The organism is Mycetocola sp. BIGb0189 (genome assembly GCF_024810155.1).
Taxonomy (GTDB): Bacteria; Actinomycetota; Actinomycetes; order Actinomycetales; family Microbacteriaceae; genus Mycetocola; species Mycetocola lacteus.
This window is the reverse complement of record NZ_JANUED010000002.1, coordinates 238,590-255,152: the sequence shown is the minus strand read 5'-3', so window position 1 is coordinate 255,152 and position 16,563 is coordinate 238,590. Positions and strand designations below refer to the sequence as shown.

The window sequence follows — 16,563 nt, the reverse complement described above, 5'->3', positions numbered from 1 at the left end:
GCTCATGCCCAGGCGGGTCCCGACCGGTCGGCCTGGGCGGCGGCGATGTCTCCTCCGCCGTCGGCGCTCAGCCAGTCATCCAGCAGGGCGCGAGCGATCGAGGTGGTTCCGGGCAGGGTCAGGGTGCCCGCCTCGGCGCGCAGGCTCTCCCGGGAGAACCAGCGCAGATCGAGGATCTCCTCGCCGTCGGGGGTGACCGCACGGGGGTCCTGATCCGCCGCTACCCGCGCCGTGTAGCCGAGCATCAGCGAGCGCGGCAGCGGCCAGGGCTGGGACCCGCGATAGCGCGGATCCACCACGCGCACCCCGGCCTCCTCGAAGATTTCGCGCACCACGGCCTGTTCCAGGGACTCCCCCGCCTCGACAAAGCCGGCCAGCAGCGAGTACTGTCCCGCCCGCCACAGTGCGTTGGAACCCAGCAGCACCCGGTCCTCGGCGTCGGTGACCAACACGATGATCGCCGGGTCGGTGCGCGGGAAATGCTCGGCCCCGCAGTTCGGGCAGTGTCGCGACCACCCGGCCTGTCGCACCTCGGTCGGGTGGCCGCAGCGGGAGCAGAAGGTGCTCGACCGGTGCCAGTTCACCAGGGCCAGAGCCTCGGTGAGCAGCCCGGCATCGCGCGCCTCAAACACCGCTCCGAAGTCCCGCAGGCTCCCCCATTCGCCGCCCGGGTGCACCCGGGCGGCGGCATCATCGGCCTCGCTTCCGGCGGCATCCGCGCCGTTCAGCACGTCAAGATCCAGGCTCACGATGCGAGCCCCGGCGGGGGTACCCGCCTCATCGCGGAGCGCACGGCCCAGGTAGGTTGGCGGCAGCGTCGCAATATCGGCGGGGAGCTCACTGGCCCGAAACAGGCGCAATCGGGCGTGTTCCACCGCGGTGGTTCCCGCGCGCATCAGCAGATACCGAGCGTCGGCATCGGCGAGCAGCTCGATCGCCAGGTCCGGATTCTCGCGGGTTGTATAGTCGCGGTCAATCTCGCTGCGGGAGAGTGGAAGGTCGGCGAGGATGCCGAAACGGTCCGAATTGTCGGCTGCGGCCTGAAGATGATTGGACATGGGCTCCCTCTGTGAACGGGCGTGGCGGCCCGCATCACGGGTCGTCGCGATCTAACCTAGAGAACATGGTCAGATCGCATTTAACTCTAGCCGCGTTGGCGACCGCTGCGGTGCCCGGACTCGAGGTGCGTGCAAGCGGGACCCTGGCACTTGATGGATCCGGAGATTTCGACTCGGCGCTCCTGCGTACCGGCACCGACGAGGACGTCGTGGTGCGCATCCCCAGCAACGAGCGTGCGGCCGGCGAACAGGCCATCGAACTCATCGCCCTCCAGGCCATGACCGCGGGCATTCGCAGCCGTCTGCCGTTCGAGGTGCCCACCGTCATCGGCCAGGCACCGGCAAGCCCCGGCCGGATCGTGGTGTCCAAATTCTTGCCCGGTTTCCATGTGCCCGCCGCATACATTCCCCCGGGGGACGGGGTCGCCACCTCGATCGGCGGGGCCATCGCCGCAATCCACACCCTGCCCGCCTCCTTCGTGACCGAGATCGGACTGCCCGCCCTGACCGCCGCACAGTGCCGTAACGAAGCCCTGAACGTGATCGAACGGGCGGCCTCCACCCGGCGTCTGCCCGCGGCGATCCGCCAGCGTTGGAGCGACGCCGCCAACGATGACAGCCTGTGGCAGTTCCAGCCCGTGGTCATCAACGGCACCCTTAGCGCAGAATCCTTCCTGATCACCGACCATGAGGTGGGACCGGTGGTCAGCGGACTGGTCGGGTGGAGCGGCCTGCGGGTGAGCGATCCCGCCCGCGACCTGCACTGGCTCAGCGCGGCCCCCGAGGCCGCCGATGATGTGTTTGCCTCCTACCGGATGTCCTGCACCCGCACCCCGGATCGGTTTATCCGGCAGCGGGCGCTGCTGCACGCCGAACTCGAACTGGCGCGCTGGCTCCTGCACGGACTGGACACCCGCAACCAGGAGGTCATCGAGGACGCCGTGGGGCTGCTCGACGGGCTCGTGGACAGCGTCCTGGGCAACCTCTCCGAGCCGATCAATCCCGAGGCCGACCCGGTGCTTGCCGTGGGGGACGTTGAGACCCTGCTCAAGAGCACCCCAAAAACCACGCCCTCCACCGCGCAGATCGGTATGGAAACCGACACCTACGACTTTGATGAGGAAACCGCGGTCTCCAATGAGACCGGGCCGATTGGTCTGCCCGAGGATGTCCTGGGTGAGGACGGCTCCGAATCCGCGGGAAACGCCGACGGTGCCTCCGGGACGGGTGATCCCGATCAGGAGGAAACCCGCGAGATTCCCTCGGGCGGCGCGGGTACCTCAGAGGGCACAGGCGGCTCGGGGCGCTAGCTCCCCGACGGCGCAGTCTGCCCGAAGGCACGGGCTGCCAGGAGATCCGGGCGGTCCAGGCAGCCCAGGCAACTCAGGCGGCTCAGGCGGCTCAGGCGGCTCAGGACGATCCGAACCGCCCACTCACCCGCGATGTAGACAACCAACGCCGCGGTCCGATCAGCTCGGACCGCGGCGTTGTCTTCACGCTTTTCTGGCTAGGCCACCAGCAGCTCTCCGGGGATCCCGCTGGCACCCCGGATAAACCGCGAGAGCGCATCCACACAGGCGCCCTCCCCCGCGGGATTTCCGGCGAGTTCGGCGGAGCTGGGTGAGTTTCCACCCACCAGGCCCTCGATCAGGGCTCCCACAATCGCCCCGGCGATCAGGGCGGTGGGCTGCTCGGGCAGTTCCCCGCTGGCAACACCGTCCTGCAGGATCTCCTCAACCAGGGTTGCCGCGTCCCGACGGCAATACACGCGTTCGCGCACCACCTCGGGGCCCGCGGGCTCATGAATCAGGGCCGTGGCAAACGCCCGCTCGCCCAGCACAACCCGGGCAAATTCGCGCACCACGGTGTCTAGGCGTTCGGCGGCCGATCGCTGGCTGCGGAATGGATCATCGTGACCGATCGCCGCTCGAATGCGATTCGCCATGACCGAATACGCATGCACCGTGACCGCGGCGATCAGGTTATTTTTGGCTGGAAATAGTGAGTACACGGTCGCGGGCCCAAATCCCGCATTCCGTGCAACCGCGGCGATGCTGAGGCCGGCGAGGCCGGACTCCGCGATCATGGTGCCCGCGGCTGAAATAATTACATCTCGACGCTGTTCGCTCATTGGTCCCCCTGACCAGGTTGCGGCCGGTGCCGGTTGGACCGGTCATCTGTGCCCAGAATAGGGGTCCCGTTCGGCCCGCGATAGGCCCCGTTTGGGGGCCATACGCAGGTTACATCGAGTGGGTCGCCACGGCCCTCTCCCAGGCCCGGACCAGCTCGTCTGCGTCGGAGAGTTTTTCCGGGCGCAGGACCCGATCATCGGCCACATAGTAGAACACGGCGTCGATCAGGCGCGGGTCGGTTCCGGTCCAGCGAGCGTAGCCCTCACGGTAGAGCGCCAACTGGTATTGACGCTCGCGCAGCTCCTCGTCCGAACGTGGCGCCTTCCCGGTTTTCCAGTCGACGATCTGAATGCGCCCCTCACGCTCATAGACGGCGTCGAGCTTGCAGATGATCAGCTTGCCCGCCAGGCGATAGTTGATCTCGATTTCCACCGCGATCGGTGCCAGGTCCGCCCACTCCGAGCGCAGGAAGGTGGCCTGCAGCTCCTCGAGACGTTCGCGTTCGGCCTCGGCAACGGGCGCCAGGGTGCCCCCGAGTTCCTCGTCGTCGATCTCCCACATCTGGGCGTCGATGGTTTCCTGCGATCCCATCAGGCCCGCACGATGCTCGACCCAGTCGTGGAACAGGGTTCCCAGCCGGGTCTGGCGGTAGGGACGCTCGGGGACCGGGCGGGCAATGCGCGCGGCTACCTGGATCGGATCCACCACAAAGTCCTTGAACCTGGATGCGGGGATGCGTGCGGGCAGATCCACCCGGGCCGGTCCACCGGTGAGGATGTGATGGCGTTCGGCCAGCAGCAGATCCACGTTGCTGGCATCCTCGCTCGGGTGTTCGGGATCGAGCGGGCGCGGATCGGCGCTCCGGATCGCCGCGGCCGCCGCGGTCACGGCCCGGCGTCGCTCCCCCAGCGGATCCCGCGGCCACACCAGGCTGCGGATCTGATCGGTGCGCGGGTTCTCCTCCTCCAGCGGCGAGGAGGGCAGGCTGGGATCCTCGTAGCGTGCGTCCCCGCCCCAGGCCACGGGCACCGCCTGCGCAACCTCGTAGAGGTACGCCCCGGGCTCGCGCGGCTTGACCGCATTGGTCCAGAACGATCCCGAGAGCAGCAGCGTGTCCTTGGCCCGGGTGACCGCCACATAGGCCAGACGGCGCTGTTCGTGTGCGTGCTGGGTGTCGATCTGATCGCCGAAGCTCGCATAGGCCAGCTCAAACGCGGGCTGGCTCTCAAGCCCGCGCCAGGCGAGCTCGGGCAGCTCGGCGGCATCACCGCGGAACGCATAGGGCAGCTCGCCAAACGCGGTCCAGCCGCGGCGGCTGCGCGGGGTTCCGGGGAGTTCCCCGGACACCATGCGCGGGACCGCGACGCTGTCCCACTCCAGGCCCTTGGCCCCGTGGATCGTGAGTACCTGAACGGTCCCCGGCTCGGGTTCCTCGCCGCGCGGGCTGAGGTTTTCGTGCTGCTCGGCCTGTTCCAGCCACTCCAGGAACGCCCCGATGGTGCCGGTCTCATCCACCTGCAAGAACGCGGTGATCTGCTCGGCGAACGCCTCAAGACTCGGCCCGGCCAGCACCTGGTGCTCATTCGCCGCGGCCTCGAGGTCGAGTCCCAGCTCTCGGGCCACCAGGCCCACGTACTCGTGCAGGCCGAGGCCCACCCGGCGACGCAGTCCGGTCAGCAGGGTTGCCGCCTCGCGCATGCGCTCCAGCGCGATCGGGGTGAAATCCGCCAGCGCCTTGTGATCGGCGGGGGCGTTTTCCAGGAAGTCGAGGGCGTCCACGAGTGAGGGGTTGTCCTCGGCATCGGCGGATCCGAAGCGCTTATCGCGAACCTCCTGGGGCACCCGGGCGAGGCGGTGATCGCGCTCCCCGAGCCAGCGGGCCAGGTTGCCCAGCGCGCGCAGATCCCGGGGGCCGATGCGGAAGCGGCCGCCGGCCAGCAGACGGATCAGCTCGGATCCGGCACTCGGGTCGTGCAGCACCCGCAGCGCACACACCAGGTCCACGATTACCGGCTGGTCCAGCAGCCCGGCCAGTCCGAGCACATGGTAGGGAACCCCGCGGGCTTCGAGGGCGCGCAGGAAGGGATCCACCTTTTTCAGCGAGCGGCACAGCAGCGCGGCCGAGCGAGCCTTCTCGCCACGCTCCTTGTCTCCGCGCGGACGATCCAGCTCGGCGGCAAACCACTCGGCCACCGCCTCAGCCTCATCCTCGACGGTCTGCTCGAAGGCGATTCGCACACCACCGGGACCGGCGAACGTTGCCGGAGCCAGGGTCTTGACCGGGACGCCCTCGGCCACCGGCAGGGCCGCCACCAGGGCGTTGGCCGCGTCCAGGACCAGGCCCGGATTTCGCCAGGAGGTGGACAGGGTGAAGCGCGCGGCGGTGTCCGCGGGGCGATATCCCGGGGTCCGGGCCACCGAGAAGTCGCGGGAGAAGCGGGCGAGGTTGGCCGCCGAGGCCCCGCGCCAGCCGTAGATCGACTGGTTGGGATCGCCCACGGCCATGACCCCGTGCCCACCGAAGAGGCGCGACAGCAGCTCGGTCTGCACGACCGAGGTGTCCTGATACTCGTCCAGGATCACCACCCGATAGCGGGCCCGATACTCGACCGATACCCGCTCCAGGGTGCGCACGATCTCCAGGGCCAGCGCGACCTGATCGGAGAACTCGATGAACCCACGGGTGCGCTTGCGGGCCGCATACTCATCGGCGAGCTCGATCAGCATCGGCAGCTCGGCCAGATCGGCGGCCGCGGCCACCAGGTCCTTATTCGGGCTGCGCTTGCGCTTGCCGGTGGTCTCATCGTTGATCGGCAGCTGGGTGAGGCCCTGGAACTCCTCGGCCAGGGCGACGATCTTCTCGGTGTGCTCGCGCGCATCGTTATCGCTGATCCCGCGGGAGACCCGCAGCACCCCCTGCACGAGCGCGGGCAGCGGGCGGGCGGATTCGACCAGCCGCGGATCCTTACTCTCGATCAGCACCCGACGCGCGAGCGCCCAGGCCGAGGCCTCACCGATCACCGTGGCGTCGGCCTCCCGACCGATCAGCGCCGCATACTCCCGGAACAGGCCGCTGGCAAACGCGTTATAGGTCGCGATGGTGGGGGCTTCGAGCACGTCGATCTCGACGCCCTGACCGCCCCGATCCGCGAGCGCCTGACGCAGCTGGGTGATGCGCTGATGAACCCGCTCGGCCAGCTCACCGGCGGCCTTGCGGGTGAAGGTGAGTCCGAGGATCTCGGACACCCGGACGTGGCCGTTGGCAAGCAGCCAGACGATCCGATTCGACATCGTCTCGGTTTTCCCGCTGCCGGCGCCGGCCACCACCAGGGCGGGTTCCAGCGGAGCCTCGATCACCGCGATCTGCTCGGCGGTGGGGGCGGGCAGCCCCAGCAGCGCGGCGATGTCGAGCGCGCTCAGGGCGGGGGTCTGATTCGACTGGGTCATGATTACTCCGAGACGGCCGCGATGAGGTGGATACGGTAGGTCAGGCGGGTGAGGGGATCGTGCTCGCCCTCGCCGAAGACGCCGACGAAGGTCGCGGCGGCCATGCCGGTGCCCACGGTTTCCACGCGTTCCTCAAAGGCCGCAAGCTCTTCCTCGGTCTGGACCTCCTGCACACGCTCGGCGTAGGCCTTGACCGTGGGGGTGCGCACGTAGAGCAGCATCGCGCCGCCCGAGCGCCCGGTGATCGGGTGGCGGCGGACCGCGGGTTCTGCGGGGGCTGCGACCGGGGCAACGGGTGCCTCGGCGGTCGCGTCGGCTGGCGAATCGGCCAGTGGAGCAACGTGAGCCGCGACCGCAGCCGCACCGGTGGATGCCTCGGCAGCGGCCTCATCCGGCACCTCGGTATACACGGCCCCGCGGGTCAGCGCGAGCTGATAGGCGGAGAGCTGGGCGTGGGTCAGCATCGACTTCTGGGTGGGAATGCTGCGCCCGGTCTTGAGGTCGATGATCACGATCACCGGTTCGGTGTCCGCTCCGGTGGCCGGACGCCGCTCGATCCGGTCGATCGAGCCACCGATGATGATCTGACCCACCTCGAGCCGGAACCCGCCCTCGGTACTCAGCACCACGTTGCCCGCGCGTAGGGCGTCGGAGAGGTAGGCGGCCACACCCACCAGGGCTTCGTCCACGCCGGCGCGCTCCCGCTGAGCCAGCCAGGGTGCCTCAAACCTGAGCTCACCCCAGCGCTCAGAGACGTGCTCCCACAGCCGCTCGGGGGCGATATCGGCGGGGGTGATCTGGTCCGCGGGGATCATCCCCGCGCGCTCAAACGCCTCGTGGATGATCGTGCCGATGCCCGCCGCCACGGTGCTTGGCGGCCGCGCCACGTCCTCGATGAACCAGTTCAGCGGCGACTTCTCGAACGCCTCCATCCGCGAGGGCGAGACCCGCACGCGTGCGTCGGGGTCCTTCAAGTCCACCAGCGGTTCGGTGGTGGAGGGCTCCGCCAGACCGTACCAGGAATCCGGGGAGGCCCCGGCGATCCCCTCGTCCGATAGTCGAGCCAGCAGGCTTGCCGCCTCGGCAGCCTCCTCGGGACGCCCAGCCTCGTGAGCGCGCACCAGGCGGCGGCGCAGCGCACCCACCATGCCGCGCAGGGTCAGCGGATACTCGCCGGTCCCGGTGCGCACGGGCGCACCATCGAGGGTCGGGAAGCGGAGGAAGGGCGAGGGCTGTTCGTCATCGCCATCGGTGGTGGACACCACCAGCTGGGTGCGCGCCCGCGAACATGCGAGAACAAAGAGGCGCAGCTCGTCGGAGAGGAGTTCGGCCCGCGCATCCAGCAGGGTCGTGGGCAGGCCCGCGACCACCAGGCTGAAGAGCTGCGGATACAGCAGCGCCCCGCGCAGTTGGAGGTTGGGCCAGGCACCGGCCTGCACCCGGGCGGCAACCACCACGTCGAACTCGCGGCCCACCACCGCGCTCGGGGTGCCGATCCAGACGGCCTCCCCGCGCGCCCGCGGCGCCAGCGAGTCCTCCCCCAGGTCGGCCTCCAGGAGTGAGTCGATAAAGATACCGGCGTCGGCATCGGGGTCGCGTTCGGCCGCGCGCTTGGCCGCGGTGAACAGGGCGACCGCCGCATCCAGGTTGGTGTTGGCCTCCTCGGCGAGCAGGCCCCCCTGGCCCAGCTGCGTGGTCCAGGTTTTCTCCAGCCCGCTGCGGTCCCAGACGATCCAGGCCAGCTCCTCGGCGCTGTTGCCCGCCGCATAACCCGCCCGCACCTGCGCCAGGGTTTCGGCGAAACGCTGGGCTCGGCGCGCACCGGGGGTGTCGAGGGTTGCGAATCTTCCGGGGGCGGCGAGGGCCTCAAGCAGCAGATCATCCGATCCCCGATGCCCTCCACCCAGCAGCTCCTCGTGACGCAGCGCGCGACGCAGACGGCGCAGGCCGATCCCGTCAAAGCCGCCCAGGGGCCCCAGCAGCAGTTCGGTGTAGCGGGCGGCGGTCACCGGAATGCGTTCGAGGGCGACGGCGAGCGCCAGGATCAGCGCGCGCGCCGCATACCGGTCACGCAGGGCCTCGCCGGCGGTCTCCGCCGAGGTGGGGACGTCGGCCATCGCCAGCGCCCGAGCCAGTACGGGAATGGACGCCGAGGAGCGCACCACGATCGCCATCTGCGACCAGGGCACCCCGTGATACACGTGGCGCTCGCGCAGCATCCGGGCGATCGCCTGCTGCTCGGCCGCCGGGGAGGTCGCGCGAATGCGCACCACCGGCAGCGTGGGCGGAACCTTCCAGGGTCCCCGTTCGGACTCGTCGGCCGGGTGGACGGGGGCCTGTGCGGCGACCCCGGAGGCCTGGCCCACGGGGTTGTCGGCAGCCAAATCGGCGGGCGGCGTGGCGGACTGCTCGGTGGGCGGTGTGGCGGCGTCGCCGGTGGTGTCCGCGGCGGGCGCGGGCTGGGCGGGCAGCACCGAGGCCGCGCGGCGATGCTCGACCCGTCCGGCGGCACCCACCCGGTCGCTCAGCTCGGTGATCACGGCGCGCAGCTCGGGGCCGTGCCGATGCACCTGCGTGAGGGTGAACGTCTCCACCGGGGCGCCCAGAATCAGGTTGAGTCCGCTGAGCGCCGCCGGATCGGAGCCGCGGAAGGTTGCGCTGGCCACGTCGGGGTCCCCGAACGCCAGGATCGTGGATCCCGCGGCGGCCGCGGCCGCCAGGAATCCCAGCGTGCCCGGTCCCTGCTCCTGGAAGTCGTCCACGATGATCAGGCGCGGGGCCGAAACGCGACCCTCACGCAGCAGCGTGGTTGCCTCGGCGATCACCTCGGCGGCGTCCAATCGGGGCTGCGAATACTGGTCCATCACGTGCTCATAGCGGGCGATGAATGCGGCCGCGGCCACCCACTCGGGACGCTCGTGCTGGTGCCCGAGGCGGGCCAGCTCGGCGGGGCGGGTGCGGGTTTCCACGAGCCGCATCATCAGCTCACGCAGTTCGGTGCGGAAGCCGCCGAGCGCACGCACATCGGGTCCCAGGCTCTCGGGCCAGGCGGTGACCTCGTCCTCCACCTCTCCGGCCAGCAGATCGGCGAGGATCGTATCCTGATCGGCACCGGTCAGCAGCCGCGGAACGGTCACCCCGTCGGCCACCGCGGCGGCCGTCACAAAGCTAAAGGCCAGCGAGCCCAGGGTGCGCGCCAGCGGGCCCCGGGTGGGACGGTCGATCCGCAGCGCCAGGGTGTCCCGCAGCGCGGTGGCCGATCGGCGGTCGGCTGCCAAGACGACTACATCGTCGGTGGGATAGCCGCGGGTGATGATCCGGTCGGCCACCACCTCGGTCAGCGTGTGCGTCTTCCCCGAACCGGGCGCACCGTGCACCGCCGCGTGGGCACCGTCGCGGAGATCCCGCACGGCACGCTGGCTGTTATCCAGGCTCGCGGACAACCGGTCTTGATCGAGGGGTTCGGATTCGCTCACGCTCCCACGCTAGCGTGAGCCACCGATATCCCCCGGAAGACACCGCCGATGCGGGGACCACCGACTCGGCGCGACGCGTGTTCGCTCTGGGCACGCGCGGATAACGGGTTTCGGTGGGCGGCGGTGTCGTACGCTGGAATCAACCCAGGATCCGTTCCCCGGCAACCGAAAGGCACCAACGTGGATATCCGTATCGGCATCATCAACAGCCCCCGCGAACTCGGCTTCGAATCCAGCCAGAGCGCGGCCGACGTCGAGAAGATTGTCGGCGACGCAATCAGCTCCGGCACCCCGCACTTCACCCTCACCGACGACAAGGGCAAGCGCTACATCGTGGCCACCGGTTCGGTAGCCTATGTTGAGATCGGCAGCGAAGAGACCCGTCGCATCGGTTTTGTGGGCTAGGTAGCCTGCTTCCGCCGTACCGCGCAGCGCCCCACCATTTCGGTGGGGCGCTGCGCTGTTTTCGGGCGATGTGCGGTCGCGGGCTGGGCGGTCGGGGGCTAGGCGGTCAGGCCCAGCGCATCCATACGCTGGGTGTGCCGACCGATCAGCTCGGTGAACACCGGCTCGACCCGCTCGGGGGTGTTTCCCGGCGCGCGATCGGTGGTGTCGGTGCCCACCGGTTCGAGGCGCAGCGCCGCATGGCACACCAGCATGATGTCGCCCACCAGGCGGCGTCCGCTGAGGGCCAGGCGGTGGGCGCGGCGGGGATCCTCGATGATCGCATCGCGCAGGATTCCCACCACCACCGAGGAGCCGTTATCAGCCCCGAGGACGCGCTCCATCCGGGGTGCCAGATCGGCGGGCAGGCGCGCGGCCAGGCCGCGGAAGAAGTCGTCCAGGAAGCCCTGGGTGATGTAGAGGCCCAGCAGCCCCTCGTTGATCGAGTCGCCGCGGGCAATGCCCAGCAGGCGGTCGATCGCCGGCACGTAGGGGGCCATCAGCAGCTGCGGATCCTCGCCGCGACGGCGAATCTCGCCCACCAGCTCATGATGCTTACGCAGCGCAAGCCCGGCGGGCCCCGCGATCAACTCGGTGGTCAGCAGGCGACCGCTGTCGCGGCTGATCGCCGAGTACTGCTGGAACACCGCGAGCTGCAAGTAGGCCGACTGCCCGAGGAAGTCGGAGGTGTCGGAGGCAAGCTCAGCAAAGTCCACCCGGGTGGTGGGAACCGTGCTCTCGCGCAGTACCACTTGGGATTCGTTTGAGGAGGGGCCACGCCGCCGAAACCAGGAAATCACACGCTCAGTCTACGCGTCCCGGTAAGCTGGGAGTGTCTCATCGTTGGAATGGGACCCTACGCCCGCACGCAGAATCCGTTGGCGTAGACCACATCACTGCATGACAGGCATTAAATATCGTGACTTTTCTTGAACTCGGCGTCGCCCAGGATATGGTGGACGCCCTCGCCGGTAAGGGAATTACCGCGCCGTTCCCGATCCAGGAACAGACCATCCCGCTGGCCATCGCCGGCCAGGACATCATCGGCCAGGCCAAGACCGGTACCGGTAAGACCTTCGGTTTTGGTCTCCCGGTACTGCAGCGCCTCGGCGACAACCCCGAGCCCGGCGTCAAGGCGCTGATCGTGGTTCCTACCCGCGAACTGGCCGTCCAGGTGTATGAGGACATGGTGCTGGCTGCCAGCAACCGTCCCACCAAGATCGCCGCCATCTACGGCGGCAAGGCCTATGAGGGTCAGATCGAGGAGATCAAGGCCGGCGCCCAGGTCATCGTGGGTACCCCGGGCCGACTGATCGACCTCAACAACCAGCGCCTGCTCGACTTCTCCAAGATCCAGGAAATGGTGCTGGATGAGGCCGACAAGATGCTCGACCTGGGCTTCCTGGCCGACATCGAGCGTCTCTTCTCCAAGACCCCCGCCGAGCGTCACACCATGCTGTTCTCGGCCACCATGCCCGGTCCGATCGTCGCCCTGTCGCGCCGGTTCATGACCAAGCCCATCCACATTCGCGCGAGCGACCCGGATGAGGGTCTGACCCAGGCCAACATCAAGCACGTCATCTACCGTGCGCACTCGCTGGACAAGGACGAGGTTATCGCCCGCATCCTGCAGGCCGAGGGCCGCGGCAAGACCGTCATCTTCACCCGCACCAAGCGTGCCGCCGCCCGCCTGATGGACGAGCTCAACGACCGCGGCTTCAACGCGACCGCCGTGCACGGAGACCTCGGCCAGGAGCAGCGCGAGCGCGGCATGGCCGCATTCAAGGCGGGCAAGAAGGACGTGCTGATCGCGACCGATGTGGCCGCCCGCGGAATCGACGTGGACGATGTGACCCACGTGATCAACCACACCATCCCCGACGACGAGAAGACCTACCTGCACCGCGTGGGCCGCACCGGCCGCGCCGGAAAGACCGGTATCGCCGTCACCTTCGTCGACTGGGAAGACCTGCACAAGTGGGCCCTGATCAACAAGGCGCTGGAGTTCGGTCAGCCCGAGCCCACCGAGACCTACTCCTCCTCCCCGCACCTGTTTGAGGACCTCAACATCCCCGCCGGCACCAAGGGCCGCCTGAAGCCCGCCGCCCCGGCGGCCCCGCGCGAGGGTGCCGCCCGCAGCGGTGGTGCCCGCGGTGGCAACGGATCGCGTCCGGCACGCGGCGAAGGTCAGGCTCGTGGCGAAGGTCAGGCTCGCGCCGAGCGTCCCGCACGCTCGGGTGAGGTCGGCGGAGACTCCACTCGCCCCTCGCGTAACCGTCGTCGCACCCGCGGTGGCGGCGCGGCTGCCGGTCCCGCCGCCGGCGTCACCCCGGTTGAGGGTGCCCCGGTTACCGCCTCGGCACCGCAGGATGGCGAGGGTGCTCCGCGCCGTCGTCGTCGCTCGCGTGGTGGTCGCGGTCGCGGTGAGGGTGCAGCTCCCGCCGAGGCCGCTCCCGCCGCCGAATAGCCGCAGAGACTCAATGCCCGCCCCTCCGACTCGGACGGGGCGGGCGTTGTGTATGTGAGCTAGCCGGCGATGATCGGGGCGAACCCGGTGGCCTCGGCCACGATCGCGTCCACAACGGTGCTCGGCGTGGTGTTCTCCCCCAGCCGGTTAGGCTTGCCGGCCCCGTGATAGTCGCTGGATCCGGTGAGCACCAGGTTGTAGCGGGCGGCCAGCGCCCGCAGCCACGACTTCCCCTCGGGGGTGTTCTCGCGGTGGTCGATCTCCATCCCAAACAGTCCCGCCTCAACCATCTCGGCGACCACGTCCTCGGGGATCAGGCGCCCCCGGGTTCCGGTGGCCGGGTGGGCGATGACCGGCACACCGCCGGCCTCACGGATCATCCGAATGGCCACGATGGGATCCGGCGCATAGAGCGGGATGATGTAACCGCTGCGTGGGTGCAGGATGGTGTCAAACGCGGCGCTGCGATCGGTCGAGTGGCCGCGGGCCACAAGCGCGTCGGCAATGTGCGGACGCCCGATCGAGGCCCCCGGGGTGGTCTGGGCGAGGACATCCTCCCAGGTGAGGTCATAGTCCACCCGAATGTTTTCCACGATCTCGGCCGCGCGTGTCTTGCGGGCCACCCGGATGCGCTCGGTTTCGGCCAGGAGCGCGGGATTGGAGGGATCAAACAGGTAGGCGAGCATATGCACGCTCATGCCGTTGTGGCGGGTGCTCAGCTCCATTCCGGGAATCAGGTTCACCCCCACTTCAGGGGCCGCAACCATCGCCTCGGGCCAGCCCGCAGTGGTGTCGTGGTCGGTCAGCGCGACCGTGCCCAATCCGGCCGCAGCCGCCGCCCGCACCAGTTCTCCGGGGGTTTCGGTGCCGTCGGAGATGCTGGAATGAGTGTGCAGATCGGCGGGACCACGGAGGGAGGATTGCAGGGGCATACTGACCAGTGTAGGCCGCATGCTCAGCATCCTCCCGGGAACTCCCAGATTTCGCCCGATATCCTGACCGGGTCATGTTCAAGTTCCTCGGCGCACTCCTCACCCTTGCGGTTGCACTGGGCCTGCTCATCGTGACCTGGCCCCCGCTGTTTGGACTCCAGACCACCGTGATCGTCGCCCAGATCACCGCGATGCGCGGCCTCCTGGTGGCCTGCTGCGTCGCCGCGCTGATCCTCTTTTTAATCATCGGGATCATTCGCCCGCTGCGCGGATTCGCCGGCAGCATGGCCGTGGTCATGTTCCTCGGAGCCGTGGCCAACACCGGCATCCTGGTCTACCGCGGGTTTGACAACAATGCGATGCCGGCAAAAACCGAGAGCAGCATCAACGTGCTCAGTTGGAACACCAAGGGTAACGCGATGGGTTCGGCCACCATCGCCAAGCTCGCGCTGGACTCCGGGGCGGATATCGTCGCCCTGCCCGAGACACGCAATCAGACCGGACTCGAGGTGGCCGCCGCAATGAAGGCCGCCGGCAAACCCATGAACGTGTTTACCGAGTCGTTCGGCAAGATTGCGGCCGCCAGCTCAACCACGGTTTTGGTCTCCCCCTCGCTCGGCGCATACACGCAGGCCAGCAGCAACGGTGTGGGTGCCTCGAACACGCTCGTGGTGCCCAGCGTGGTGCTCCGACCCGCCGATGGGCGCGGACCCACCATCATCGCAAGCCATGCGGTCTCCCCCTCGACCCCGCAGATGCACAACTGGCGCGAGGATCTGGCCTGGCTGGCCGCACAGTGTGATGCCGAGAACGTCATCATCGCCGGCGACTTCAACGCCACCGTGGACAGTATGGCCGGCCTCGGCCGTGACGGTGCAGCCCTGGGCCGCTGCAACGACGCGGGCCAGGCAACCCGCACCGCCGCCCTCGGCACCTGGCCCACGAGCATCCCGGCGCTGCTGGGTTCCCCGATCGACCACGTCTTCGCCACCCCGATCTGGGACATCGCCGGCATGAAGGTGCACAGCGAGTTCGATCAGGCGGGCAGCGATCACCGCCCGATCACCGTGCGCCTGGAACCGGCCGCCGCGGACTAGTCGGTAACGCGCGACACCGCGGTGAGCGCCCCGAGGCAGACAGACACGCCAGGTGCTTTAAACCGGGGCACGAACAGTGCGAGAATGTAAGGCATGACTACCAGTAGCGAAGAGACCAAGGACGCCCGATCCACCACCCCCGGATCCGATCGCTTCCAGGACTACATCGGCTCCCAGTGGGCCGACCGCACGGATGAGCTGCCCGCCGCGCGCGTCCAGGCGGCGTTTGCCGAGAAGCGCCGCGCCGAGGTGAGCGCCGCGTTCACCGGTGCGCGCGTGGTGATCGAGGCCGGCGACCCCAAGCAGCGCTCCAACGACACCGACTACCCGTTCCGCGCCCACTCGGCCTTTGCCCACCTGACCGGCTGGGGTGCCGACTCCGAGCCCGGCGCCGTGCTGGTGTTTGAGCCCGCGGGCGAGGGTCACGAGATCACCCTGTACTTCCGCGAGCGCGCCGGCCGCGACTCCGATGAGTTCTACGCCAACCACGCGATCGGCGAGTTCTGGATCGGCCCGCGCCCCTCCCTCGCCCAGGTCGCCGCCGACCTGAACCTGGCCACCGCCCACCTGGATGAGTTTGTGGCCACCGACTCGGACCTGCGCATCGACCACGACGAGGACCTGACCCGGTTCGTCTCCGAGCTGCGCCTGGTTAAGGACTCCTTCGAGATCGCCGAGATGCGCGAGGCTGTGAACGCCACCGCCGGCGGTTTTGACGCGTTCATCGCCGAGCTGCCCCGCATCATCGCCTCCCCGCGGGGCGAGCGCGTGGTCGAGGGCGTCTTCAACGCCCACGCCCGCGAGCACGGCAACACCGTCGGTTATGACACCATCGCCGCCTCGGGATCCCACGCGTGCATCCTGCACTGGACCCGCAATGACGGCGCGGTCACCCCGGGCGAGCTGATCCTGGTGGATGCCGGTGTCGAGGTCGAGAGCCTGTACACCGCGGACATCACCCGCACCCTGCCGATCAACGGCACCTTCACCGACGTGCAGCGCAAGGTCTACGAGGCCGTGCGCGAGGCCGCCGACGCCGCCCTGGCGATCGTGCGTCCGGGCATCGTGTTCAAGGAGATCCACGCCGAGGCCATGCGCGTGATCGCCGAGAAGACCGCCGAGTGGGGCATGCTGCCGGTTTCGGCCGAGGAGTCGCTGCTGGTCGAGAACCAGTACCACCGCCGATACATGGTGCACGGCACCAGCCACCACCTGGGCATCGACGTGCACGACTGCGCCCAGGCCCGCCGTGATTTCTATCACGATGGCATCGTCGAGGAGGGCATGATCTTCACGATCGAGCCCGGTCTGTACTTCCAGAACGACGACCTGACCGTGCCCGAGGAGTTCCGCGGAATCGGCGTGCGGATCGAGGACGACATCCTGGTCACCGCCGACGGTGCCGAAAACCTCTCGGCTCACATCCCGCGCACCGCGGACGATGTCGAGGCGTGGATCGCGCGCCTCAACGCCTAGGCTCATACCTTTACGTGTCGATCCCTCATTCGTG

11 protein-coding genes are annotated in these 16,563 nt (G+C 68.7%); 5 read left to right on the top strand and 6 right to left on the bottom strand.

Annotated features, from left to right (window positions below; all coding sequences use genetic code 11):
• Positions 1 to 2: 2 nt before the first annotated feature.
• Positions 3 to 1,058: an NAD(+) diphosphatase gene (gene nudC, locus M2390_RS03580; protein WP_259177095.1), complete on the bottom strand. Its 1,056-nt coding sequence runs from the start codon at positions 1,056 to 1,058 to the stop codon at positions 3 to 5.
• 95 nt (positions 1,059 to 1,153) lie between these two features.
• Between nudC and M2390_RS03575 the strand changes: the two genes are divergently transcribed.
• Positions 1,154 to 2,368, top strand: a complete 1,215-nt coding sequence (locus M2390_RS03575; protein WP_259177093.1) for a phosphotransferase — start codon at positions 1,154 to 1,156, stop codon at positions 2,366 to 2,368.
• Between the two features lie 197 nt (positions 2,369 to 2,565).
• On the opposite strand, the gene M2390_RS03570 is transcribed toward M2390_RS03575, so the two are convergent.
• From M2390_RS03570 to M2390_RS03560, 3 genes are all read right to left on the bottom strand, one after another.
• Positions 2,566 to 3,189 carry a TetR/AcrR family transcriptional regulator gene (locus M2390_RS03570; RefSeq protein ID WP_259177091.1) on the bottom strand — a complete coding sequence of 208 codons (624 nt, stop codon included), beginning with the start codon at positions 3,187 to 3,189 and terminating at the stop codon, positions 2,566 to 2,568.
• A 109-nt stretch (positions 3,190 to 3,298) separates the two neighbouring features.
• Entirely contained in the window at positions 3,299 to 6,637 is a 3,339-nt protein-coding gene (locus tag M2390_RS03565) for an ATP-dependent DNA helicase (RefSeq protein ID WP_259177090.1), read from the bottom strand.
• A gap of 2 nt (positions 6,638 to 6,639) precedes the next feature.
• Entirely contained in the window at positions 6,640 to 10,113 is a 3,474-nt protein-coding gene (locus M2390_RS03560) for a PD-(D/E)XK nuclease family protein (protein ID WP_259177089.1), read from the bottom strand.
• 180 nt (positions 10,114 to 10,293) lie between these two features.
• On the opposite strand from M2390_RS03560, the gene M2390_RS03555 reads away from it, so the two are divergent.
• Positions 10,294 to 10,518 carry a DUF3107 domain-containing protein gene (locus M2390_RS03555; RefSeq protein WP_030148536.1) on the top strand — a complete coding sequence of 75 codons (225 nt, stop codon included), beginning with the start codon at positions 10,294 to 10,296 and terminating at the stop codon, positions 10,516 to 10,518.
• Positions 10,519 to 10,616: 98 nt separating this feature from the next.
• Here M2390_RS03555 and M2390_RS03550 read toward each other — a convergent pair whose 3' ends face one another.
• Positions 10,617 to 11,309 (bottom strand): ferritin-like domain-containing protein, encoded by a 693-nt coding sequence (locus M2390_RS03550; RefSeq protein ID WP_259177085.1) that lies wholly within the window; start codon positions 11,307 to 11,309, stop codon positions 10,617 to 10,619.
• Between the two features lie 164 nt (positions 11,310 to 11,473).
• On the opposite strand from M2390_RS03550, the gene M2390_RS03545 reads away from it, so the two are divergent.
• On the top strand, positions 11,474 to 13,024 hold the full coding sequence (locus M2390_RS03545; RefSeq protein ID WP_259177373.1) for a DEAD/DEAH box helicase: 1,551 nt from the start codon (positions 11,474 to 11,476) through the stop codon (positions 13,022 to 13,024).
• Between the two features lie 59 nt (positions 13,025 to 13,083).
• Here the strand turns inward: M2390_RS03545 and M2390_RS03540 are convergent, their stop codons facing one another.
• Complete coding sequence (locus M2390_RS03540) at positions 13,084 to 13,956, bottom strand: PHP domain-containing protein (RefSeq protein WP_259177082.1); 873 nt, start codon at positions 13,954 to 13,956, stop codon at positions 13,084 to 13,086.
• 74 nt (positions 13,957 to 14,030) lie between these two features.
• Here M2390_RS03540 and M2390_RS03535 point away from each other — a divergent pair, with 74 nt between their 5' ends.
• On the top strand, positions 14,031 to 15,053 hold the full coding sequence (locus M2390_RS03535) for an endonuclease/exonuclease/phosphatase family protein (protein WP_259177081.1): 1,023 nt from the start codon (positions 14,031 to 14,033) through the stop codon (positions 15,051 to 15,053).
• Positions 15,054 to 15,146: 93 nt separating this feature from the next.
• Positions 15,147 to 16,529 carry an aminopeptidase P family protein gene (locus M2390_RS03530; RefSeq protein WP_259177078.1) on the top strand — a complete coding sequence of 461 codons (1,383 nt, stop codon included), beginning with the start codon at positions 15,147 to 15,149 and terminating at the stop codon, positions 16,527 to 16,529.
• Positions 16,530 to 16,563: the final 34 nt, after the last annotated feature.